A 22,282-nucleotide genomic window follows, 5' to 3' on the forward strand; every position below is an offset into this window, starting at 1 on the left:
CAGGCCTGAGGCATTGACGGGATTCTCACCCACGGCGGGGCCATCGTCCAGCCACAACGAGGGGCGAAATCAGCGCGGTGGGGCGGGGAATCAGCCGCCGCGCCCGGAGGCAAGCGCGATGAGGCGGTCGGATCCGACCGTTTCCAGCCAGGCGCGCACACGCTTGGCATCCGCAGTGCGAGTCCAGGTGCCTTGCGAATTCAGCAGCACCATGATGACGGGCTCGCCGCGCACCCAGGTTTGCATCACGAGGCAACGCCCGGCTTCACGAATGAAACCGGTCTTGGACAGACCGACCTGCCAGCCCGGATCGCTCACCAGCGAATTGGAATTGCCGAAGCGCTCCATGCGCCCGCCGATGCGGACGTAGCGCTCGGACGAGGTAGAAAACTCGCGGATCAGGGGATAGGACGCCGACGCAGTAACCAGACGCACGAGGTCGCGCGGGCTCGACATGTTGCGCGGATCCAGGCCGCTGCTGTCGGCGAAGCGGGTGTTCTTCAGGCCGAGCATGCGCGCCTTGACGTTCATCGCCTCAAAGAAGGCCTTGCTGCCACCCGGATAGTTGCGCGCCAGGGCCGACGCTGCACGATTCTCCGACGACATCAACATCAAGTGCAGCAGATCCTCGCGTTGCAGACGCGTCCCGATACGCAGGCGCGAACCAGTGTTCTTCAGACGATCAATATCGTCGCTGGTGATGGTCAGCGGCTCAGACAAGCGCTGGCGCGCGTCGAGCACCACCATGGCGGTCATCAGCTTGGTAATGGAAGCAATCGGCACGGCCTTGGCGCTGTTCTGCTCGAACAACACGTCTCCGGTGCGCTCACTGACGATCATGAAAGAGGCCGAACGCAGCTGCGGGAAATCGTCGCGGTCGAGGGCGACTTTGGGCGGCGCGGCGAGGGCGGCCGAACTGACCACGCACAGGGCGAGGAATGACTGAACAAGATGCTTCATGATGCTGGCCACTTTGCTGGAAAGACCCGATGATCTGCTTGGGGTTTATTTTTGTAACTAATCCAGCAAGATAGCAAGCATCTTTTAAGCATGTTGCCAAAAAAACACGCGAACCCTGTGAATTAAAAGCCAAATTCCGGATTGTGGAATGAGCGAAGCCGCCCGAAGGCGGCTTCGACAGCGAGAGCGTATCGCATGTCACGCACGAGGTGAACCCGCACGAGCATCGTGGGCTTTCAACCCTGGTTCAATCGGCACATTTAGCGGCCTCGACGGAAGCCAACGCCGTCATGTTGACGATCCGACGCACGGTCGATTCGGGCGTGAGGATGTGCACCGGCTTGGCCGCGCCCAGCAGGATCGGGCCCACCGTAACGCCCTGACCTGCTGCGTTCTTGAGCAGGCCATAGGCAATATTGGCTGCATCCAGATTGGGGAAGATCAGCAGATTGGCCTCGTCGCGCATGCGCGCGTTCGGGAACACGTCCAGCCGCGCTCGCATGTCGAGCGCCAAGTCGCCGCCCATTTCGCCCTCGACCTCAAACTCGGGGTGATCGCGGTGCAGGATCTCTAGCGCGGCGCGCATCTTGATGGCAGACGCCGAATCGCCACTGCCGAAGGAAGAGTGCGACAGCAATGCGATCTTGGGCTCGATCCCGAAACGACGCACTTCGGCTGCCGCCAGCAAGGTCATCTCGACGATCTGTTCGGCACTCGGATTTTCGTTCACATAGGTGTCGGCGAGGAACAGGGTGCGGCCCGTCAGCGCGAGGACGTTGAGTGCGTAATAGTGATTTACGTCCGGCTTGCGCCCGAGCACCGTATCGATGAAACCCAGATGCACCGGGAACATGCCATAGGTGCCGCAGATCAGGCCATCGCCATAGCCATGCTTGAGCATTAGTGATCCGATCAGCGTGGTGCGGCGACGCACCTCCTTCTTGGCGTACTCGACCGACACACCGCGCCGCTCCATCAGGCGGTGGTAGTCCATCCACAGCTCCTTGAAGCGCGGGTCGTCATCCTGGTTCACCAGCTCGAAATCGACCTCCGGGCGCATGCGCAGCCCGTAGCGCTCGATGCGCTGCATGATCACCGCCGGACGTCCCACCAGAATCGGCCAGGCCAGGCATTCGTCGACGACCGTTTGCGCCGCGCGCAAAACACGCTCGGACTCGCCCTCGGCAAAGATGATGCGGCTGGGTGCCTTGCGGGCTTCGGCAAACACCGGCTTCATGAGCATGCCGGAGTGCCACACCACGTTATTGAGCTGCCCGCGGTAGGCGTGCCAGTCGGTAATCGGTCGTGTTGCGACACCGGACTCCATCGCCGCCTGCGCCACCGCCGGCGCGATCTTCACCAGCAGGCGCGGATCGAAGGGCTTCGGAATGATGTACTCGGGGCCGAATCCGCCGCCCTGCTCGGAATAGGCCGAGGCCACGATGTCGCTTTGCTCGGCGCGCGCCAATTCGGCCAGGGCATGCACGGCGGCGAGCTTCATTTCGTCGGTGATGGCGGTGGCGCCCACATCGAGCGCACCGCGAAAGATGAACGGGAAGCACAACACGTTGTTGACCTGGTTCGGGTGGTCCGAACGGCCGGTGGCCATAATCGCGTCGTTTCGCACCGCCTTGACCTCATCCGGGTTGATCTCCGGCTCGGGGTTGGCAAGCGCGAGGATCAGCGGATTGGCAGCCATGCGGGCCACCATCTCCGGCTTGAGCACCCCGCCGGCCGACAGGCCCATGAACACATCGCAACCCTCGATGACATCGGCGAGCTTGCGCGCCTCGGTGTTCTGCGCGTAGCCCTGCTTGCGCGGGTCCATCAGCGTGGTGCGCCCTTCGAACACCACGCCTTCGATGTCGGTCACCCAGATGTTCTTGCGCTGCACACCAAGCTTCTCGAGCAGTGACAGACAAGCCAACGCGGCGGCGCCAGCGCCCGAGGTCACCACCTTGACGTCCTTGAACTCCTTGCCGACCAGATGCAACCCGTTGGTGATGGCTGCGGCCACCACAATGGCAGTGCCGTGCTGGTCGTCGTGAAACACCGGAATCTTCATGCGGGCGCGCAGCTGCTCCTCGATGTAGAAGCATTCCGGCGCCTTGATGTCTTCGAGGTTGATGCCGCCGAACGTCGGCTCCAGCGCAGCAACCACTTCGATGAAACGGTCCGGGTCGAGCGCATCGACCTCCAGGTCGAACACGTCGATGCCGGCAAATTTCTTGAACAGTACGGCCTTGCCTTCCATCACCGGCTTGGACGCCAGCGGGCCGATGTTGCCCAGCCCGAGCACTGCGGTGCCGTTGGTGATGACCGCCAGCAGATTGGCACGACCGGTCAACTCGGCCGCTTGCCGCGGATCTTCCGCGATCGCATCGCACGCGGCCGCCACACCCGGCGAGTAGGCCAGCGACAGGTCACGCTGATTCGACAGCACCTTGGTGGGCGTCACAGCGATTTTCCCCGGGCGGGGATGGCGATGATATTCGAGCGCGGCCTCGCGCAACTGCTTGTCCATGAAACCTCCGTGCGTGCGTGGCCGGAACACGCGCTCCGACCATCAAAAGATCATGCCACACGACGAGCGCCCCCTGCGACCCGCTGGGGGCGCTCGTCGTGTGGCGCCATGGCACAATCATAGGCACGCCGTCCGCGACGCTTCAGTCGTATTTTCCACAGCCACGCCGGGATTCCCCCGCCCCATGCCTCCGACATCACCACGTCTCGCTCGCCGCATGGCTGACATCGAGCCCTTCCATGTCATGGAACTGCTCGCCCGCGCCCGCCAGCTCGAAGCGTTGGGGCGCGACGTCATTCACATGGAAGTGGGCGAACCGGATTTCCCGACGCCGCAGCCGATCATCGACGCCGCCCAGCACTTCATCGCGACCGGCAAGGTGCACTACACGCCTGCGGCAGGCCTGCCGGAACTGCGCGAAGCCATCGCTCGTCACTACCACGACCGCTTTGGCGTCGACGTAGCCCCTGAGCGCATCATCGTCACCCCCGGCGCCTCCGGCGCGCTGACGCTCATCCTCGCGGCCTTTACCAACCCCGGAGACCGCTGGCTGCTGCCCGACCCGGGCTATCCGTGCAACCGCTATCTGGTGCGCAGTTTCGAAGGCGTTCCGCAGGCGCTACCGGTTGATGCAGCCGCCCGCTTTCAGCCTACGCCAGCACAAATCGCGCGCCACTGGCAGGCCGACACGCTGGGCATGATCGTCGCCACGCCCTCCAACCCGACCGGCACCGTGTTGTCGCCCAGCGAGCTGGAAGCGTTGCACGCCAGCGTCACCCAGCACGATGGCCTGCTGGTCGTGGACGAGATCTACCAGGGCCTCAACTACGCATCCGAACCTTGCACGGTGCTGGCCAACGCGCGTTGCGCACACGCCGACAACCTCTTTGTCGTGAACAGTTTCTCGAAGTACTTCGGCATGACGGGCTGGCGCTTGGGATGGCTGGTGGCACCGGAATGTTGGGCGCGCGAAATCGAAAAGCTCGCCCAACACTTCTTCATCGCCGCACCGACGCCGGCTCAGCATGCTGCGCTGGCAGCCTTCTCGGCAGACACGCGCAGCGTTCTTGAAGAGCGACGCGAAACGTTTGCGCAGCGCCGCGCCGCGCTGCTGCCGGCGCTACGTGAACTGGGAATGCAGATCCACACCGAGCCGCAAGGCGCCTTCTACATCTACGCCGACATCAGCGCCGTCGCGGAAGACAGCAGCGCCTTCGCCCGACGCCTGCTCGAAGAAGCCGGCGTGGCCGCCACGCCAGGCATCGACTTCGGCAACAACCAACCCAACCGGCACCTGCGCCTGGCCTACACCACCCGCAGCGAGCGCCTGCTCGAAGCCGTTGAGAGAATGCAGCGGCTGATTCGCCCCACCTGAAATGAAAAACGGCCCGCATGGGGCCGTTTTTGACTGCAGCAAAGTCGCGACTCAGGCGCCGGACGACTTGCGCAACACATCCTGCAACTGTCGCTTCACCGACATCACGCGCTTGGTGTAGCGCATTTCGGGATCGTGCCGGGCGCCGTTGTAGTACTGCAGCGCAGCCTCCAGTGTGCCATAACGCTGCAGCCCCTCAACCAGCACCAGAGTGCCGATCTGCACATTGAAGCGCGGATCGAACAAAACCGTGTGGTCGTTCTCGGGCCCGATCTTGTCCATGTGCCAGCGCGGAATCACCTGCATCAGACCAAGCGCGCCCGCATGGCTTTGCGCCTCGGCATTGAAGCTGGACTCAACCGCCATCATTGCAACGATCAACAGCGGATCCAGCTCGGCTTCGCGTGCGCTCTGCTCCGCCTCGGCGAAAGCCGGATCAAGAGCCTCGGAAGACACGCGATAACGACGGGCGACCCAATCACGTACGCGCTGCATTTCGGCCGAAAGCTGCATTTCCTGCTCGGCAGCCTCCGCTTCGGCGGCCGCCAACAAGGCCGCTTCGGATTCCGACGCCTGCACGCGCATGTGATGCCCGCCAAGCAACAGAATTGCCGCAAAGGCCGAAAGCACCAGCACCGCATGTGTTGCCTGCGCAAGACGCCGCAGAGTTTCCTTAGCCAGCGCCGAGACGCGAGTTGCGTGATTCATGGTTCCTCCTACCCGCAAGCAATCGCCCCGACCGCCCCCATTTCAGGGGCCGTTGTGCGCCGATCAAGGCACGCACAGGCGTCGATTACAGAGGTTGTCCAACCCGTCGCCGCAACCAGACGAAGAGTCCCGCGGTGCGATCGGCCAACTGACTGCACCGAAAAAAGATCGGCGCCGCACCTGTATAAAAACACACGCAAAAAAGCGAGGCGTGCACAAAATTTTCAGCAGTATGCTGATTTGACTCATTTTTGTCAATCCGGCCGCAGCCCCTGCAAACCCGCCGCCCTCAACACATCCCAGTCAAAGCAAGGCCCAGGATCTGTTTTTCTACCCGGCGCAACGTCGGAATGCCCCACGATGTCACGAATCGGATAGCGCACACACAAGGCCTGCAGCACCTCCACCAGCCGCGCATATTGCGCAGGCTCGAATGGCAGGGTGTCACATCCTTCCAACTCGATTCCGACCGAAAAGTCGTTGCAACGTTCCCGCCCACGCCAACATGACGCCCCCGCATGCCACGCCCGGTCGTCGGTAGACACGAACTGCACCAACTCGCCGTCGCGCCGTATGAAGAAATGCGCCGAAACACGCAAGCCCGCAATCTGCGCGTAGTACGGGTGCTCGTCGGGGTCGAGGCAGTTGGTAAACAGCTGCTCCACGCCCGGACCGCCGAACTGGTCGGGCGGGAGGCTGATGTTGTGGATGATCACTAGTTCAACGGCCGCACCGGAAGGACGAGCATCGAAGTTGGGGGAAGAGCAGCGCCGCCTGCCCGCTCTCAGCCAACCGTTGTGGGCAATGCTTAACGCCATGGGCTCCTCACTTGGGTACGGTGCACTCCTCATGTAGCGGCCGATTGTCGGTCGCTGCGGCAGTCGGCGCAACATATCAGCGACCAAGCCCGTCGTGACGGCGCGAGGAAACCCAGGTTAGCTCAGCCCGCCCCCACGCACATCCGTCCTCCGAGTTCTAAAGCGACAGAACCACATCTCGACAACGGCCACGAGACCGAAAGTCAGATTGCAAGGAACAGCGATGCGGACAAAAACCAAAACCGGAACGGGTATCATGACTTGCTCCCCCAATCGACAGAGACACTATGTCAATCGAGTCGCTCCGCAGGGCGATCGGCTTCTTGCGCCGCACTCCACTTCACCCTCAGTGGCTGCAGGGGAAGCCTGTCGTGATAACAAATAAGGTTCGAGGCATTGCCCCAGGACGTGTACTTGATGTCGGTTGCGCAAGTAGATGGATCGAGAAGCACCTGCCGGATGATTGTGAGTACATCGGGCTCGATTACTATGCGACGGGCAAACTGTTGTACGCGGCTCGGCCCGACTTGTTCGGCGATGCGTCCCAACTACCCGTGAGGTGTGGGTCAATCGATACCGTCGTAATGCTGGAAGTACTGGAGCATCTGCGAGCCCCGCGCGAGGCGCTCCAAGAAATCCACCGCGTGCTGCGCCCGGGGGGCAAGCTTCTGCTCACGGTCCCATTCCTCTACCCCATTCACGACGCTCCGTACGATTATCAACGCTACACGGAGCATGGGCTGCAGCGCGACTTCGGATCTGCGGGACTTGTCATCGAGAAGGTCGAACCAAGCCTAGGATCGGCCGAATCCGCAGGACTTCTAGTATGTTTGGCCTTAGGTGGCATGGCCGCAGTCGCCATACGTGAACGCAGCCTGGCATGCACACTTCTGCCATTGATCGCGCTCGCCATACCGATCGTGAATATTACTGCTCGCTTGGCCGGTGCCTTGCTTCCGTCGTGGCCTGCACTGACGTTCGGCTACATCGTCTCCGCGCGCAAATGACTGTTTGCCTCAATACACATTTACCGAACGCCTTGTCGTCAGAGGAGCAGCTGCCTGCGCCACTGCGACTTGGCGCGCCTGACCAGCCGCAGAGACGGCGGCTCCGCGCCTTGACCGAAGCGCATGATTCCCGATAACGCAATAGCCACAGAACACTCGCTGACGATGCACCCCTCTTTCTCGCCCCGTGTCCTGCTAGTCTCGACTTCGTTCCCCCTATCCTCGGCGAGCACCAGCGGCATCTTCGTTAAACGCCTCGCGGACGCACTACACCCATTAACCCACATTACAGTTCTTACTCCGGACAACTGCGAGGGCGTCAGCCACCATGCCCTCTATCCCGTCGTCGCCGTGCGCTACGCGCCGAGAAACTGGCAACGTCTGGCACACCTGCCTGGAGGCCTGCCAGTGGCCTTGCGCGTGCAGCGACTGAACTGGCTATTCGTGCCGGCACTCTTTGGCGCGCTTTTCGTCGCCACGCTATTACGTGCGTCAAAATCAGATGTAATCCATGCAAACTGGTCTCTAACTGGACTCCTATGCGCTATCGCCGGCCGCATCACGCGCACACCTGCGGTCGTCTCCCTGCGAGGAGCTGACGTCTCCGAACTTTCGCGATCTCGGGTGAAGCGCCTGGTCTGCGCGACAACTCTTCGCCTCGCAACATACGTCACGACGGTAAGCACCGATATGCGCGAAGCTATCGTCACCGCATTTCCACAGCATGCAGACAAGGTCCTCTTTATCCCGAACGGCGTCAGCCAAGAACTGCTTGACCTGCCGCTGCAACCGCACAGAACTCAACCTTTGCGCATTCTGTTCATCGGCAGCTTGATTCCTCGAAAGCGGGTGATTGATCTTCTCCATGCGGTGCATGCGCTCGGCGAGGAGCTTACGCTGACCATTGTCGGTGACGGACCAGAACACCAATCCTTAACGCGGCTGGCCATGAAGCTCGACATTCAGAATCGAGTTTCCTTTCTGGGCTCATCCCCACCTGACGCCATCACGAAAATCCTTGGGCAACATGATGCTCTTGTCCTGCCCAGCAGCGCAGAGGGCAGGCCGAACGTCGTCGTCGAAGCCATGGCGGCCGGTCGGGCTGTAATTGCAAGCGCGCTGCCTGGCGTAACCGAACTTATCGAAGACGGGAGAAACGGGCTACTTTTTCCGGCTGGGGATATTTCAAGCCTACGCGCGGCTCTGGAACGATTGGCGCAAGACCCGTCACTTTGCGCGAAACTGGGTAGCAATGCGCGCACAACAATCCTTGAGCTCGGTCTCGACTGGCATCATTGCGCACAGCGCTATCTTGCGCTGTACACCAAAGCTCGCGGAGACTGACGCCGACATGTGCGGACTTGCCTTTCTGTTCGACCCTAACGCCGCGCCGGAAGCGCGACATAAGCGCGTTGATGTCGCGATCACTGCGCTGCACCACCGCGGCCCGGACGAACAGCGCATTGACTCCGGCGAAGGCTACACCATCGGTCACGCCCGGCTGTCCATCATCGACCTGTCCGCCAGCCACCAGCCCATGCGCTCACCCGACGGACGCCACGTACTTGCCTACAACGGGGAGATATACAACTACGCCGACCTGCGGCGCACGCTCGAGCCGCACTGGAACTTCCTTACGCACGGCGACACCGAGGTGTTGCTCGCCGGCCTATGCCTGTACGGCCCCGAATTTCTCGCACAACTGGAGGGCATGTGGGCCTTTGTGCTCTGGGACACTCAGAAGCGCTCTGCCCTGCTGTGCCGTGACCGCATCGGCAAAAAGCCCCTGTACTACGCCGTACGCGGCGATCGACTGTTGTGCGCTTCGGAGCTGCCCGCCTTGCGCCCGCTCGACGAGAAGCAGTGGGAGCAGGACGCCGACGGCCTGGCCGATTATTTCCGCTATGGTTATTGCCTGCCCGGCCACACCACCTGGCTCGGGGTCAAGGAGGTGCGGCCTGGGCATTGGTTGCGCTGGCGCCCGGGGCGCGAGATCGAGCACACTCCCTACTGGCAGTTGCCAACACCTCCGGGCGACGGACGCGAAATCAGCGACGAGACCTTGCGTGAAACCCTGACCGACACCGTACGCAAACGCCTCGTCGCCGACGTGGAAGTCGGCGCCTTCCTGTCAGGCGGCATCGATTCCTCACTCGTCTGCGCTCTTGCCCAACCGCTAATGGAGCGCCGCCTCAAGACCTACACCATCGGGTTTTCCGATCCGGCCTTTGACGAGAGCCCTTACGCAGCGAAGGTTGCGCAGTTCCTAGACACCGACCACCACTGCGCCATGCTCGAAGCGTGGGACGAAAAACGTCTGGAGACGCTACTCACGCAGCACATTGGGCAGCCGTTTGCGGATTCGTCCATCCTGCCGACGGCCCTTGTCAGCGAACTGGCCGCCCGCGACGTCAAGGTAGCGTTATCCGGCGACGGCGCAGACGAATTCTTCGGCGGCTACCAGCGTTACCAGGCACGGGCCATCCTGCGCTGGTACACCCGGCTACCGCGCGGACTGCGCTCCCTCGCCGAGCGCGTGCTGTTGGCACTGCCCGAGCCTGGCGCTCACCACAGCCGCAGCATGCTCAAGAAAGCGCATTTGTTTGTAGACGTTGCGCGCCGCGTGGACGCCGAAACGCCCTACACCGCTCCGCTGATGTTCCATCCACAGGCCTACGCGCGCCTTTTCCCGGAACTGGCCGGACGTGGCTACGCAACAACGAGCCTGCCGGAAGAATGTGCGCTGGATGATCTCAGCCGCATGCTTCAGGCTGACGCGCTGGTCTACCTTCCCCAGGACATCCTGGTGAAGGTAGACCGCGCCAGCATGGCCTACGGGCTGGAAACACGCGCACCCTTTCTCGACCACAAGCTCATCGAACTGGCCGTCACGCGCCGCGCCCGACAGCACCTCCGCCCCGGCCGCGGCAAGCGCTGGCTGCGCAGCGCCTTTGCCGACCAACTGCCGGCTGACACCTGGAAACGCCGCAAGCAAGGCTTCGCCGTACCGGTACATCAGTGGTTCCGCGGCGCGCTAGGCGAGCACCTCGATGCAGCACTGGCCGCTCACGATGGGTTCATTGATCGCGAGCAAAGCCAACGCCTGCTTGCCGAGCACCGCTCCGGCTCCCGCGATCACGGCTACCGGCTATGGATGCTCCATGCCAGCCTAGCGGCCTTTTCTGTATGACGAGCACACGCGCCCCTCACGAAATCACGATGTTCATTTCCGACATGGAGATGGGCGGTGCCCAGCGCGTTTTCCTTACTCTGGCAAGACAATTTCTCGATCTCGGGCATGGCGTGCGCCTGATCCTGGCGTCTCGAACAGGAGCCCTGCTTAGCGAACTGGATCCGCGCATTGAAGTCATCGACCTTGCCGCTGGAACTCCTCTGCCTGCATGGCGCTTTGGGGCTCTAACACTATGGCGCCTTAGCCGCGAACTGCGCCTGCGCCCGCCCGAGGCCATGCTGTCCACACTCACCGGCGCCAACCTCGTCGCGATCACCGCACGATTATTGAGCAGACGGCACTTCCCACTTATCGTGCGCGAAGCCTCTTCCCTGTCGAACGTACGCGGCCGGCTGAGGCTGTTGGCCATGCGAGTGCTTTACCGACAGGCGGATCGAGTGATCGCCCTCACCCCCCACATGCGCAGCCAGCTTGCCAGCGCATTGAGGCTGGATGAGCGGCACCTGGAAGTCATCGGCAACCCGCTCGACATAGAACGCATCGAGCGCCTGTCCCTCGCGACCGAAGAACTGCAGGACATCGCCTCGTTACAACCCTACATCGTGGCCCTCGGACGCCTCGTCCCAGAAAAGGACTATGCAACGCTGATCCGCGCAGCCGCCATCGCACGTTCCCGTCCCGTCGTCATCATCGGCGACGGCCCGCAACGCCCTGAACTCGAATCCCTGATCCAGCAACTCGACCTCGGCTCAACTGTGCACATGCTCGGTAGCTGCATTAATCCATACCCTTGGCTACGCCACGCAGCCGGATTCGTATTGTGCTCACGCTGGGAGGGTTACCCGAATGCGCTCATGGAGGCTATGAATTTCGGGCTGCCGCTCGCCGTAACATGCTACGACGACTCCGTCCCGAATCTCCTTCATGCCTATGATCCACGTCATGTGCAGTTGATTGAGTGCGGAGACTCCCACGGGCTCAGCCTAGCCATCAAGACGCTTGTCGGTCCCCCACCCCCCCGACCCTCTGCAGGCACGACGGGAAACCGACAGGACGTCGCGCAAAGCGTCGCCTTGCTCATGACCTCATGTCGCCGGGCAAAAGGGTAACGGAATCAGGCAATGCGCCACGAGCATCTCCCGGCATCGCACATTCGGCAGTTCCCAACAACAAGCATGACGCCGCGCCGTCATCAAGTAAGAGGGACTGCTGGCGGAGTACTTGAAGGCTCAATGCGCCCGGAGGTGTCGTAACGATGGCCGCCCGGTCCAGCAATCGACTGGCGCGAATGGAGCACTTCCGACGAGTCGTCTATCTGCTCGCGATCGCGTTGATCGCACTCTTTCTGTGGCGGCTGGGAAGCTCTCCATGGCTGCTGGTCGCAGCGAACTGGCATCTCATGCTCGCGCTCAGCACAGTCTCCGCAGTTGGCCTGGTCGTGCAGGCGATGGCATTCCGGCTCGTGGCGCGGCCTGAAAGCCGGCCTGCGCTGCCCGCGACCGTCGCCATCTGGGCCAGCTCGGCTGCGCTGTCCGTAGTGGCGCCATTTCTGGCGGGAATCGCGGCTCGCACTGCCTTGCTGGTCAGACAGGGAATGAGTATCGATGACTGCGCTGTCGCCAGCCTGCGACAGGTCTGGCTCGGGCTGGAATACGCGTTGCTGCTGGGCGCACTGGCGCTGCCCTTCACGGGCTGGGGGCTGAATCAGGTTGTCACACTACCGTGCATCCTCGGCTGGCTCGGCATGGCGGGCTTGCGCCTGTACGCCGCCAGAGGCAGAAATTCGGAACCAGCAGACCGCCTGGCCCGCGCCTTCCATGGGCTACGCACACCGGTAGCGGGCGCAGCCCAGCCGTGGTTCGTGTTGCAGATCGCGGCCATGAGCGCGGTGTATCTAGTCGGCTTCAACGGACTCGGCGCGGAAGTCGGCGTAGCCCAGGCGGTAGCCCTGTCCGCGCTGACGGTGATCCTCAGCCTCCTCGCTTTTGTACCGAACGGGCTCGGCATCACCGATACGGTATGGGTGATGTTCGCCCGCAGCGCGGGCGTCGAACTGGAGGCGGCCGTGGCGATTGCCATCGTCATCCGGCTTGGCCACCTGGTCGCCGCCGCAGTTCTCGGCGCGCTCCTTCAGCGTTACCTCGGCAAGCCGACTAGCGCTTGATGATCACGCCTTGCCCCGTGGGCAGGTGAATGATGCTTTCGGCTTTGTCGTGCATGAACTCGGTGGCTGCACGAAAGGCGCCAGGGCAGTTCTCGAAGCCGTAGTCGTCCATCACGATGATCCCGCCCGCAACCACGCGAGGATAAAAGAACGCCAGACTGTCGAGCGTCGGCTGGTACAGATCGACATCCACGTGCGCCAGCTTGAAATGCGCCTCCGCCACTTCGCCGAAGCGCTCCGGAATCCAGCCTTTCAAGACGTGAACGCCGCCGAACTCGGCAAGATTCGATCTCAATTCCTGTTCGGACGCCGTCAGATCACCGCTCGCCCACTGCGGCAAACCATCCGGAGCGCGATCCTGCGCCATAGGTTCGGAGAGTCCCTCGAAGGAATCGAACAGATACAGCTCGCTGCCGTCGAGCACGCTCGCCATGAACCAGGCCGAAACGCCCACGTAGCAACCGCATTCGGCCGCAGCGCCGGGAAGGTCGGCGACGCTACGGGCCAACTCGCGCAAAGCGTATTTGCGCTCCATCGAGAAATCGTTGAGCGGTGACAGCGCGCGGAAACGGTCCACGAACGCCTGATCGTGCAGCCACAACTTGTGGTCCTCGCCAACGTAGTGGCCACCCAGCGTACGCGCAACCACGCGCGCGACTTCATGCAATGCCCTGCGGCGCAACGCAGGAGGGCCGAACAACAGCGATCGGCCCCCTTTCAATATCCGGTTCATTCCGCTCATGCGCCCACTCGATCCGACTGACGCTGCGACGCCACGGCCAGCAGGCCGGTCGCCTTGCGGCGCAGCAGAGCAAACGCCAGTTCGACCAGCTCGCTCCCCCACGTCACCGGCCGAACATCTACTGTCCCGAAACCGGCCTGCAACAACGCCCCCGACAAGGTCGCGCGCGACCAGCTGCGCTGGTGCTGCCAGCGATGAAAGGTGCAGCCACACTCGGGGCAAAAGACATGCCCTCGTTGCAACTGCTCCTCATTGGGCGTAGTCAGGATCAGCGCCCCTGCCGGGGCCAGCACGCGCCGACACTCGGCCAGCACCGATGTCAGCGTCTCATCGTCCAGATGCTCGATGACTTCCGTCAGGATCAGCAGATCGACCGAGGCGTCGCCGAGCCGCGTCGGATAGCCGTCTATGCGCCGGGCTCCGGTGAATCCCCGCGCGCGCGCGTTGCGGGCATTCGTTCGCTCAACCGACAGTTCCGACAGGTCGAATCCGGAGACCTCGCCCCCCTCTGGGGCGGCCCGCAACAGCGCCTCGATGATCGCCCCCGTGCCACAGGCAAAATCTACGATCCGGCGGCGACCGCGCAGCAGCCCGCGCCGGCGCAAGACACGCACGAAATGCCCGCCTGCCGTCTCGCCGAAATAGGTCGACCGGTGCGCAGCGGAAGTGCTGTAGAAATCCCACAGCCGCTGCGTCCGCAGCTCGTCCCACTCAATGGAGTGCGGCGTAAAGGCATCCTTGCCGCCCTCAATCATTTCTGTGTTCTCCGTCGGCTTCCCGCGCTGCTCCGTCACGGTACATCAACGCAGTGATCTGTTCCGAGATCAGCCCCATCAGGAAAACCATGACGCCCCCTGTCAGGAGCAGCGCACTCATGTTGGTGAAGCGCCCCTCATCCAGATAAGTGTGGCCATACCAGCCGAACCCCATGGCAACAAGGGCCAGCGCAACCGGCGCAAAAAGCTTCAAGGGGGAATACAAGGTGCCCACCTTGAAGATGATCAGCAAAAAGCGTGCGCCGTCATGCAGCAGTCGGATGTGACTCTTGCCGATGCGGGCCGCAGCACGGATGGGCTCATAAGCCACCGAGTATCCCGCGCGGAAGAAGGCCATGGTCGACGTGGTCGGGTACGAGAAACCATTCGGCAACAGATACAGAAACTCCCGAAACTTGCTCGCGCGCACGGCGCGGAAGCCGGAGGTCAAATCCGCCACCCGGTGCCCTGTCATGTAACTCGCCAAACGGTTGTAGCAGGCATTCGCCAAGCCTCGTCCCCAGCTAGCCTGTGAGCCGGCCTGACGGGCGCCGACCACCAAGTCATAGCCTTCATCGAGTCGCGCAAGCAGCCTGGGGATGTCAGCCGGGTCGTGCTGCCCGTCGGCGTCCATAAACACGATGACATCTCTACTGGCAGCCCGTGCTCCAGCTTTGATCGCGGCACCATTTCCCTTGATGTATGGGTGAGTGACGACCTTTGCCCCTGCCAAAACTGCGACCACGCCGGTATCGTCCGTAGATCCATCATTGACTACGATGACCTCGGCCGTCGGACAGAACTCTCGCAACTTGACGAGCACACCACCCAGGGCCGCCGACTCATTGCGTGCGGGGAGCACTACGGATATAGATTTCATTCCCATTAGCCACCTTCTGCATCAGAGGCACGGCGCACCATAGCGGTCAGTGTGTCGACCCAGACGCCCTGCCCCGCTTGAGCAAGATCCGCCAGCATCACCGAGATGAAAGGATCATCCTCCGGCGCGGTTCGAACAGCTTGCTCGAAATATTGAAAGGCGGCTTGAGGGCGACTCGAATGCTCGAGGACAAAGAATCCCGCATGAATGGTTTCCGGAATCGAAAGCCCCCTTCGTGACGCCAATATTTCGACTGCCTGATGCGCCTTGTCTGCGTCCACCGGCAGACCACTTCGTACATTGCTGGTCATGACCCATACGGTATTTTCATTCTCGGCGCTGAGCATGACCGTTTTCAGGCGATCAAGATAACGACTCCAGTCGGCGTCCGTGACCGTGCCGTTGATGGAGCGAAAGGTCAGCACGTTCGCGACCGGCCCGGCGGAGTCAGGCAGGTCCGCGCCTGCCTCGCAACTCTCTATTGCACGCTCAAACGCGGGATGCTGCGGATCTCCGCCACTCAGCCGGTACTGCCCCACGCAATGCAACATCCTCGCGCGTACCGAGCCGGGCGCAAACTCCAAACTTCTCTCCGCCATTGCAATCGGATCTCCCCAGATCGTCGCCCTCGTGGCGGCGAGGCTGCCTGATGCCACAACCAAAGCCAACAACACCGCCGCGGCGCCTCCAGCACTCATCTTCAAACGACCGAACACAAACAACATTCCGTCAGCCAATGCAAGCAGTGCGCCAATCAGCGGCAAATGATTACGGTGCTCGAAAGCCAACTCTAGTCCGATCACGTTGCTGGTAACAAAGTGGCCAGCAAAGAAGAACAGCACACCAAACGCAAAGACAGGCCTTCGCACGCGCAGCAACCAAGCCACTGAAATCAGACCAACCATCAGACTCAGCGACAACACTGTGCTCGCCGGGTCCAGCAGCCCTCGGGAAACTACAAGATTGTCGTAATAAAAGGGCAATTTCTCCGGCAGGGGGAACAGTATCTGCCCCAGATACATGACCAGCACGCGTCCCTGCGTCAGCAAGCGCTCGTAACTAGAGAAGTCTCGTCCGGCGTAGGCCTCCCAATGCCAATGTTGCGGAACCAGAACGAATGCATAGAGCGCGACTCCGGCAACAACGAAAACACCAAAGCAGAGCTTGAGAATGCGGGCATGTGAGGCGGAAGCCGTCCTGAAGTGCAGCACGGTCAGTTCAAGCAATAGCGCATAGACCGGAAGAAGAGCCGAATCCTCCTTGCTGCCGACAGCCAACAACCCGCACAGAAAGGTCATGAGCCATGCAGGACGGCTTGCCCGTCCGTCGATCTGCGCCAAACGTGCACTGATGTAGGCCAACAAAGCCAACACCAGAAACAGTGTGGTCAGCGTTTGCATGCGCTGGACCACATAGAGAACGGACGAGACTTGCAACGGATGGACCGCCCACAACAGCGCTACCAAAAGCGCCACGCGCGCCGCACGCTCAGGGGGCATTTTCGCTGCTTCGAACAATGTACGCAGAAAATACGCAAGCGCTATTGTAGTCAGGGCGTGAATGATCAGATTGGTGACTTGGAAGACGGCAGCATCCAACCCACCCCGCCAATGATCCAGCGCAAAACTGAGCATCGGAAGAAAGCGAGTACCGCCGCCTGGCTGAAAGCTATAGGCCGCATAAAGCAGCGCATCCAAATCCAGAGCGGTCAGGTGCAATGCATAGTTGTGAACAATATTGGGAGCATCGTCAAAAATGAAATCACCCCCGACCCCCGGATAAAGAACAGTAATGCCAAATAGCGCGCAGATCAGCACGCAAAACGGGAAGACAGTTGAAAATTTCATGCAATTCCTCACCCAATTCGCATTCCGCCAAAAACAAACCCCGCCGAAGCGGGGTTTGTTTCATTTAACTAAACTTATCTCATGAGGGGAAAGTTACGGCAGACTGCAAGCACCGGTTCCAGCTTGGCACGTCGTATTCTGCGCAATGGAGGCGTTGCCGCGAGCAAGCGGCTGGAAGACAATCGACGCATCGCCATTGTACTGCGCAGCGGTGACAGCAGCTCGCGCTTGACATGCGCTTTGGGTAAAGGCAGGAGCAGAGCGACCGTCAGCGAGGTTGGCAACAGCTGCGCCCATGTAGGCCTTGGCTTCGGCCAGGCAAGCGCCGTTGGCGGAACGCTGGGTGTAGTCACGATACTGCGGCAGCGCGACGGCGGCCAAAATGCCGATGATCGCAACCACGATCATCAGTTCGATCAGGGTGAAGCCCTTCTGAGCGGTGCGCTTGGCGCTGTTCATTTTCATGGTGATAACTCCTTGTATGTCGAATCGCGGATGACCCGGCTGAAGCCCTATACGCAAGACCCGTGCCAGAACCAGCGCTGAGCACTGGATGCGTCGTATCATCATGTCAAACACGCAGGAAAACAAGGACTTTTGCAGGCAAGCTAAAGATATGTGTTACGCATGCGACACTCTTCCGTCACCACCCCTGTCACAAGCTGACAGCCGCGGGCCAACAGAATGTCACAACACGACAACAAGGGACAGGCCCCTCACATCTACTCGCATGCCTTTATGATGACGACCAACGATCACATCCGGGTAGCCGTCATGCACTCTGCCAACCCCCACATCGCCGTCATCGGACTCGGCTACGTCGGCCTGCCACTCGCGGTGGAGTTCGCAAAGCATTACGCGGTAACCGGTTTCGACATCTCCGCCCACCGCGTCGCGCGGCTGGGCGAGGCGTGCGACGACACCTGCGAGATTTCGGCTGACGAACTCCGCACGGCGCACCGCCTGGGCTTTAGCACCAACGCGAGTGATCTTGCCGCTTGCAACACCTTCATTGTCACCGTGCCGACCCCTATCGACACACACAAGCGGCCCGATCTCGGCCCTTTGCTGGCCGCTTGCGAGACGGTCGGTCGGGTGCTCAAGCGCGGCGATCTGGTGGTATTCGAATCGACGGTGTATCCGGGTGCCACGGAAGAAGATTGCGTGCCGGTGCTGGAGTCCCACTCAGGGCTGCGTCTGAACGAGGATTTTGATGTCGGCTACAGCCCGGAGCGGGTCAACCCCGGCGACCGCGAGCATCGCATCGCCAGCATCCGCAAGGTCACCTCCGGCTCGTCGCCGACCGCGGCTGATCGGGTGGACCGGCTGTACGCGACCATCATCACCGCCGGCACACACAAGGCCGAAAGCATCCGCGTGGCCGAAGCCGCCAAGGTCATCGAGAACACCCAGCGCGACCTGAACATCGCGCTGATCAACGAACTGGCGATCATCTTCAGCCGCCTGGGTATCGACACCCAGGCCGTACTGGAGGCGGCCGGCACCAAATGGAACTTCCTGCCGTTCCGCCCCGGACTGGTCGGCGGCCATTGCATCGGCGTCGACCCTTACTACCTCACGCACAAGGCGCAGGCCATCGGCTATCACCCCGAGATCATTCTCGCCGGGCGCAGGCTCAACGACGGCATGGGCGCGTGGGTGGCCTCGCAATTGGTCAAGGCGATGATCCGTCGCCGCATCGAGGTGGAGGGTGCGAAGGTGCTGGTGATGGGCCTGACCTTCAAGGAGAACTGCCCGGACCTGCGCAACACGCGGGTAGTGGATATCGTGCGCGAACTGGCCGACTACGGCATTCAGGCGGAGGTGCATGATCCGCTCGCCGACCCCGAGGAGGCGCGTCGTGAGTACGGCCTGAATCTGGTCACCTCGCCGCGCGAGGGCGAATACGACGGCGTCGTGCTGGCTGTGGCGCACCGGCCCTTCCGGGAACTCGGCGCCGCGCGCATTCGCGCACTGGGCAAGCCCCTGCATGTGTTGTACGACCTGAAGTACGTGCTGACGCGGGAAGAGGCCGATTTGCGGCTGTAGGCGAGGAGCAGCCGCCGGCATACGACGCGGCTACTCCATGCCCCATTTCTGCAGCCGATAGCGCAACTGGCGCAGGGTCATACCCAGGCGGCGTGCCGCCTCACTGCGATTCCAGCGGGTTTCATCAAGCGTGCGCAGGATGTTCGCCTTCTCGTCGGCATCGTCAGCCGATGCCGTTTCAGGCAAGGAACGAGGCGAAGCGGCGGCCGGAGCGATTGGCGCCGGGTCGGAAGCAATATCGGCCGTGTCGATTTCGTCGCCCTCGCACAGTGCGCAGGCGCGCTCCAAGAGGTTCTCGAGTTCGCGCACATTGCCCGGAAAGGCGCGCGCGCGCAGCGCCAGCAAGGCCCCGGACGTCAGGCGCCGCACCGGCCCGCCGTCGCGCGCGGCCAGCCGTGCGAGGATGTGGATGGCAAGTTCCGCGATGTCCTCGGTGCGCTCGCGTAGCGGCGGCACGTGCAGGGCGATGACGTCGATGCGATAGAACAAATCCTGACGAAAGCGCCCGTCGGCGACCAGCGCGGCGAGATCGCGGTGCGAGGCCGACAGGATGCGCACGTCCACTTCTTCTTCGGCATGCGCGCCAACCGGGCGGACGGCGCGCTCCTGGATGGCCCGCAGCAGTTTGACCTGCATCGCCAACGGCAGCTCGGCAACCTCGTCGAGAAACAGCGTTCCGCCCTGTGCAGCACGGAACAAACCTGGCTTGTCGGCGGTTGCGCCGCTGAAACTGCCTCGCATGTGGCCGAAGAATTCGCTCTCCATCAGCTCCGGCGGAATGGCACCGCAGTTGACCGGCACAAACGGCCCCTTCGCGCGCGGGCCGAGCGCATGGATCATGCGCGCGATGACTTCCTTGCCGGTGCCGGATTCGCCACGGATGAACACCGGTGCCTGACTGCGGGCGAGCCGCTCGACCTGCCCGCGCAGATGCACGATGGCCGGTGAACGCCCGATCAGACGGCGCTCACTGCCCACGGCAGCTTCCGGCGCGGGCTCGTCTAGCCGCATGGCGTGCTGCACCAGCGCCCGCAAGGCCTTCAACTCAACCGGCTTGGTGACGAAATCGAAGGCACCGAGCTTGAGCGCGCGGATCGCCGTATCCACGCTGGCGAAGGCCGAGATCACCGCCACCGGCAGGCCAGCATGCTGGCGCTGGATGCGCGCGACAATGTCGAGCCCGTCGCCATCCGGCAGGCGCATGTCGGTCAGGCACAGGCGATAGCGCCCGGCGTCCAGCCGCGCGAGCGCCTCGTCCACGCCAGAGGCTGTCTCGCAACTGAGCCCCATGCGCAGCAGCGAAAGCTCGATCAGTTCGCGGATGTCATCCTCGTCGTCCACTACAAGGACATCGGCAGTCCAGTCCGGGGCGCTCATGGGCGGCTCCTTCCGCTCAGCACAAAATGGGCGCCGGGATCATCCGGCGCAAGTTCCAGACCCGCACCATTGGCTTCGGCCAGTTCGCGCGCAATGTACAACCCCAGTCCGGTGCCCCTCGCATCGGTAGTGTAGAACGGCTCGAACACACCATTGCGGCGGGATGCCTCAATGCCCGGCCCATCGTCACGCACATGCAGTTCAATGCGACCGGCGGCCCGCCGCAGCGCCTCGATGCGAATCGCGCCCGGCTGAGCCGAGCAGTAGCGACGCGCATTGCCGAGCAGGTTCACGATGATCTGATGGAAATGCGCCCGATCGATGAACAAGGTTATGTCATCGGCCACATCGATTGCGTAGATCGCGCGTTCGGCCCCGCCAGACAGGGCCAGTTCGTCGACCATACCGACCAGCGCCGGCGCCAGCAGCAGTGCTTCGCGCACCACCTCGTCGCGGCGCCCCAGCGCGAGCACATCGCGCACCATGCGCTCGATGCGCCGCGAGTTGTCCTGGATGATGCGCACCAGTCGCTGCTGGACCTCTGCGCGCTTCTCTTCGCCGATCAGGTCTGCCGCCTGCGTCACCGCCGTCAGCGGGTTGCGGATTTCGTGCGCCATGCTGGCCGTCAGACGACCCAGCGCAGCGAGCTTCTGCTGCTGGATCTGCTTCTGAACCTCATCCAGATCAGTCAGGTAAACGACTACGTCACTCACCGAATCCTGCGCCGGATCGGCCTGCACGGCGCGGCACCGCACGATCTTGCCCGAAGGTTCCAGTTGCATCTGGCGTACCTCGCAAATGCCTGCACCATCGCGGCAACCCATCAACAACGCCGCGAGTTCCGGCAAGCGAGCCCCGGGATGTGCCCGTTCGCCCAGCAAGGCCTCGGCCGTCGGATTGAGCTGGCGTACGCGCCCCTCGGCATCAAACACCAGCACGCCGTCGGGCATGTCTTCGATGATGCGTTCATTGATTGCCTGCTGCCGACCAAGCGCTTCACCGCGCTCTTCGGCCAGGGTCTCCTGTGTGCGCGCCCGCAGCGCCAGCCAGCGAGCCGTGATCGCAATGGCGAAGAAGGCTACGCACACCACACTGATCCGCGCCCAGTCGTAGGCGCTCGCCGTATCGAAATTACGCCAGGCGTTCTCACCCAACACCGACAGCGTCGCCAGCGCCGCGAAAAACACCGGCATGCGCCCTTCCGCCAGCACGCCCGCCGCCGCCAAGTACACCATCATCAACACGGCCACGCCGCTGGCCTGACCGCCGCTGACAGCCATGATCACGGTCAGCACGCCGATATCCACGATGAACTGCAGCCGGAACAGCGCGGCCACTCCGCCGGCCAGACGCACAGCCACCGGGAAACCGGACACGAAGGCGAAGATCGCGTAGGCCCACGACGCAACGAGGAAGATGTCCGGGCGCTCCGCACCCAGTCCCAAGCCGGCGCCTGCCACCACCAGCAGGCCGGCAACAACCAGGCGGAAAGCGTTGAAGATGCGGCGCGGCACCGCGCGCAGCGGGTCGGAATGCACTGGCGCGAGGGCCGTCATTGCCCTGGCTTGCCGAGCCGCCGATGCTCGTCGCTGCAGAAGAACCCAGCGTCGCTGCGCACGCCCTCGGTTTCGGGGATGTGCACACCGCAATGGGCACAGGCCAGCATGCGCTCCGCTGCGGGCTTCTTCGGCATGGCGCCGGGGCGTCGCTTGCGGCGTTCGAGCGCACGGCTCGCCCACCAACCGACGATGAGGACAAGGATCAGGACTGCCAGTAAACGCACGACGCAATTACCCCGAATAAAGGCCGAATCGAGTGTAGCACTGTGAATGCGGCTGCTGCCGCAAACGCCGCCGTTTGGTGCGACGACGCGGCGGTAGAAT

Annotated in this window: 19 protein-coding genes; 7 read left to right on the forward strand and 12 right to left on the reverse strand. The window is 62.4% G+C overall.

Features of this window, described 5'->3' with window-relative positions:
* Positions 1–90 precede the first annotated feature (90 nt).
* A complete protein-coding gene (locus AC6H0N_RS02285) occupies positions 91–960 on the reverse strand; it encodes a serine hydrolase (RefSeq protein WP_497572431.1) in 870 nt (289 codons plus the stop codon).
* Positions 961–1,207: 247 nt separating this feature from the next.
* Positions 1,208–3,484, reverse strand: a complete 2,277-nt coding sequence (locus AC6H0N_RS02290; protein WP_497572432.1) for an NADP-dependent malic enzyme — start codon at positions 3,482–3,484, stop codon at positions 1,208–1,210.
* Between the two features lie 184 nt (positions 3,485–3,668).
* Here AC6H0N_RS02290 and AC6H0N_RS02295 point away from each other — a divergent pair, with 184 nt between their 5' ends.
* Positions 3,669–4,859, forward strand: coding sequence for a pyridoxal phosphate-dependent aminotransferase (locus tag AC6H0N_RS02295; protein WP_497572433.1), 1,191 nt, complete (start codon positions 3,669–3,671; stop codon positions 4,857–4,859).
* Positions 4,860–4,910: 51 nt separating this feature from the next.
* Here AC6H0N_RS02295 and AC6H0N_RS02300 read toward each other — a convergent pair whose 3' ends face one another.
* Both AC6H0N_RS02300 and ampD read right to left on the reverse strand, forming a co-directional pair.
* A complete protein-coding gene (locus AC6H0N_RS02300; protein WP_497572434.1) occupies positions 4,911–5,567 on the reverse strand; it encodes a lytic transglycosylase domain-containing protein in 657 nt (218 codons plus the stop codon).
* Between the two features lie 254 nt (positions 5,568–5,821).
* Positions 5,822–6,385, reverse strand: coding sequence for a 1,6-anhydro-N-acetylmuramyl-L-alanine amidase AmpD (gene ampD / locus AC6H0N_RS02305; RefSeq protein WP_497572435.1), 564 nt, complete (start codon positions 6,383–6,385; stop codon positions 5,822–5,824).
* 287 nt (positions 6,386–6,672) lie between these two features.
* Here ampD and AC6H0N_RS02310 point away from each other — a divergent pair, with 287 nt between their 5' ends.
* From AC6H0N_RS02310 to AC6H0N_RS02330, 5 genes are all read left to right on the forward strand, one after another.
* The gene (locus AC6H0N_RS02310) at positions 6,673–7,392 is read left to right on the forward strand and encodes a class I SAM-dependent methyltransferase (RefSeq protein ID WP_497572436.1); all 720 of its coding nucleotides are present in this window, start codon (positions 6,673–6,675) and stop codon (positions 7,390–7,392) included.
* Between the two features lie 123 nt (positions 7,393–7,515).
* Positions 7,516–8,736, forward strand: coding sequence for a glycosyltransferase family 4 protein (locus tag AC6H0N_RS02315; protein WP_497572437.1), 1,221 nt, complete (start codon positions 7,516–7,518; stop codon positions 8,734–8,736).
* 7 nt (positions 8,737–8,743) lie between these two features.
* Positions 8,744–10,582 (forward strand): asparagine synthase (glutamine-hydrolyzing), encoded by a 1,839-nt coding sequence (gene asnB / locus AC6H0N_RS02320; protein WP_497572438.1) that lies wholly within the window; start codon positions 8,744–8,746, stop codon positions 10,580–10,582.
* Positions 10,583–10,611: 29 nt separating this feature from the next.
* Positions 10,612–11,694, forward strand: coding sequence for a glycosyltransferase (locus AC6H0N_RS02325; RefSeq protein ID WP_497572439.1), 1,083 nt, complete (start codon positions 10,612–10,614; stop codon positions 11,692–11,694).
* Between the two features lie 146 nt (positions 11,695–11,840).
* Positions 11,841–12,749, forward strand: coding sequence for a lysylphosphatidylglycerol synthase domain-containing protein (locus AC6H0N_RS02330; protein WP_497572440.1), 909 nt, complete (start codon positions 11,841–11,843; stop codon positions 12,747–12,749).
* On the opposite strand, the gene AC6H0N_RS02335 is transcribed toward AC6H0N_RS02330, so the two are convergent.
* From AC6H0N_RS02335 to AC6H0N_RS02355, 5 genes are all read right to left on the reverse strand, one after another.
* Entirely contained in the window at positions 12,739–13,491 is a 753-nt protein-coding gene (locus AC6H0N_RS02335; RefSeq protein WP_497572441.1) for a TylF/MycF/NovP-related O-methyltransferase, read from the reverse strand. The two genes, AC6H0N_RS02330 and AC6H0N_RS02335, sit on opposite strands and share 11 nt — an antisense overlap.
* Positions 13,488–14,246 (reverse strand): class I SAM-dependent methyltransferase, encoded by a 759-nt coding sequence (locus AC6H0N_RS02340; RefSeq protein ID WP_497572442.1) that lies wholly within the window; start codon positions 14,244–14,246, stop codon positions 13,488–13,490. Before AC6H0N_RS02340 ends, AC6H0N_RS02335 begins: the two co-directional genes overlap by 4 nt.
* Positions 14,239–15,126, reverse strand: a complete 888-nt coding sequence (locus AC6H0N_RS02345) for a glycosyltransferase family 2 protein (RefSeq protein ID WP_497572443.1) — start codon at positions 15,124–15,126, stop codon at positions 14,239–14,241. The genes AC6H0N_RS02340 and AC6H0N_RS02345 overlap by 8 nt, the downstream gene beginning before the upstream one ends.
* Positions 15,127–15,131: 5 nt before the next feature.
* Positions 15,132–16,973, reverse strand: a complete 1,842-nt coding sequence (locus tag AC6H0N_RS02350; RefSeq protein ID WP_497572444.1) for a hypothetical protein — start codon at positions 16,971–16,973, stop codon at positions 15,132–15,134.
* Positions 16,974–17,066: 93 nt separating this feature from the next.
* Positions 17,067–17,438 (reverse strand): pilin, encoded by a 372-nt coding sequence (locus tag AC6H0N_RS02355; RefSeq protein ID WP_497572445.1) that lies wholly within the window; start codon positions 17,436–17,438, stop codon positions 17,067–17,069.
* A gap of 273 nt (positions 17,439–17,711) precedes the next feature.
* Between AC6H0N_RS02355 and tviB the strand changes: the two genes are divergently transcribed.
* Positions 17,712–19,022, forward strand: a complete 1,311-nt coding sequence (tviB, locus tag AC6H0N_RS02360; RefSeq protein WP_497572446.1) for a Vi polysaccharide biosynthesis UDP-N-acetylglucosamine C-6 dehydrogenase TviB — start codon at positions 17,712–17,714, stop codon at positions 19,020–19,022.
* A gap of 30 nt (positions 19,023–19,052) precedes the next feature.
* Here the strand turns inward: tviB and AC6H0N_RS02365 are convergent, their stop codons facing one another.
* From AC6H0N_RS02365 to AC6H0N_RS02375, 3 genes are read right to left on the reverse strand one after another with little or no spacing between them, the layout of a single operon-like run.
* Positions 19,053–20,399, reverse strand: a complete 1,347-nt coding sequence (locus AC6H0N_RS02365; protein ID WP_497572447.1) for a sigma-54-dependent transcriptional regulator — start codon at positions 20,397–20,399, stop codon at positions 19,053–19,055.
* Positions 20,396–21,955 carry a sensor histidine kinase gene (locus AC6H0N_RS02370; RefSeq protein ID WP_497572448.1) on the reverse strand — a complete coding sequence of 520 codons (1,560 nt, stop codon included), beginning with the start codon at positions 21,953–21,955 and terminating at the stop codon, positions 20,396–20,398. The genes AC6H0N_RS02365 and AC6H0N_RS02370 overlap by 4 nt, the downstream gene beginning before the upstream one ends.
* Positions 21,952–22,182 (reverse strand): PP0621 family protein, encoded by a 231-nt coding sequence (locus AC6H0N_RS02375; RefSeq protein ID WP_497572449.1) that lies wholly within the window; start codon positions 22,180–22,182, stop codon positions 21,952–21,954. Before AC6H0N_RS02375 ends, AC6H0N_RS02370 begins: the two co-directional genes overlap by 4 nt.
* Between the last annotated feature and the right edge of the window lie 100 nt (positions 22,183–22,282).

Source organism: Pseudazoarcus sp. NS34 (assembly GCF_059703725.1).

What these genes read in the sequence shown, in the direction of transcription:
- AC6H0N_RS02285 (WP_497572431.1), bottom strand. Translation starts at nt 960, where the DNA reads ATGAAGCATCTTGTTCAGTCATTCCTCGCCCTGTGCGTGGTCAGTTCG.
- AC6H0N_RS02290 (WP_497572432.1), bottom strand. Translation starts at nt 3,484, where the DNA reads ATGGACAAGCAGTTGCGCGAGGCCGCGCTCGAATATCATCGCCATCCC.
- AC6H0N_RS02295 (WP_497572433.1), top strand. Translation starts at nt 3,669, where the DNA reads ATGCCTCCGACATCACCACGTCTCGCTCGCCGCATGGCTGACATCGAG.
- AC6H0N_RS02300 (WP_497572434.1), bottom strand. Translation starts at nt 5,567, where the DNA reads ATGAATCACGCAACTCGCGTCTCGGCGCTGGCTAAGGAAACTCTGCGG.
- ampD (WP_497572435.1), bottom strand. Translation starts at nt 6,385, where the DNA reads ATGGCGTTAAGCATTGCCCACAACGGTTGGCTGAGAGCGGGCAGGCGG.
- AC6H0N_RS02310 (WP_497572436.1), top strand. Translation starts at nt 6,673, where the DNA reads ATGTCAATCGAGTCGCTCCGCAGGGCGATCGGCTTCTTGCGCCGCACT.
- AC6H0N_RS02315 (WP_497572437.1), top strand. Translation starts at nt 7,516, where the DNA reads ATGATTCCCGATAACGCAATAGCCACAGAACACTCGCTGACGATGCAC.
- asnB (WP_497572438.1), top strand. Translation starts at nt 8,744, where the DNA reads ATGTGCGGACTTGCCTTTCTGTTCGACCCTAACGCCGCGCCGGAAGCG.
- AC6H0N_RS02325 (WP_497572439.1), top strand. Translation starts at nt 10,612, where the DNA reads ATGTTCATTTCCGACATGGAGATGGGCGGTGCCCAGCGCGTTTTCCTT.
- AC6H0N_RS02330 (WP_497572440.1), top strand. Translation starts at nt 11,841, where the DNA reads ATGGCCGCCCGGTCCAGCAATCGACTGGCGCGAATGGAGCACTTCCGA.
- AC6H0N_RS02335 (WP_497572441.1), bottom strand. Translation starts at nt 13,491, where the DNA reads ATGAGCGGAATGAACCGGATATTGAAAGGGGGCCGATCGCTGTTGTTC.
- AC6H0N_RS02340 (WP_497572442.1), bottom strand. Translation starts at nt 14,246, where the DNA reads ATGATTGAGGGCGGCAAGGATGCCTTTACGCCGCACTCCATTGAGTGG.
- AC6H0N_RS02345 (WP_497572443.1), bottom strand. Translation starts at nt 15,126, where the DNA reads ATGAAATCTATATCCGTAGTGCTCCCCGCACGCAATGAGTCGGCGGCC.
- AC6H0N_RS02350 (WP_497572444.1), bottom strand. Translation starts at nt 16,973, where the DNA reads ATGAAATTTTCAACTGTCTTCCCGTTTTGCGTGCTGATCTGCGCGCTA.
- AC6H0N_RS02355 (WP_497572445.1), bottom strand. Translation starts at nt 17,438, where the DNA reads ATGAAAATGAACAGCGCCAAGCGCACCGCTCAGAAGGGCTTCACCCTG.
- tviB (WP_497572446.1), top strand. Translation starts at nt 17,712, where the DNA reads ATGATGACGACCAACGATCACATCCGGGTAGCCGTCATGCACTCTGCC.
- AC6H0N_RS02365 (WP_497572447.1), bottom strand. Translation starts at nt 20,399, where the DNA reads ATGAGCGCCCCGGACTGGACTGCCGATGTCCTTGTAGTGGACGACGAG.
- AC6H0N_RS02370 (WP_497572448.1), bottom strand. Translation starts at nt 21,955, where the DNA reads ATGACGGCCCTCGCGCCAGTGCATTCCGACCCGCTGCGCGCGGTGCCG.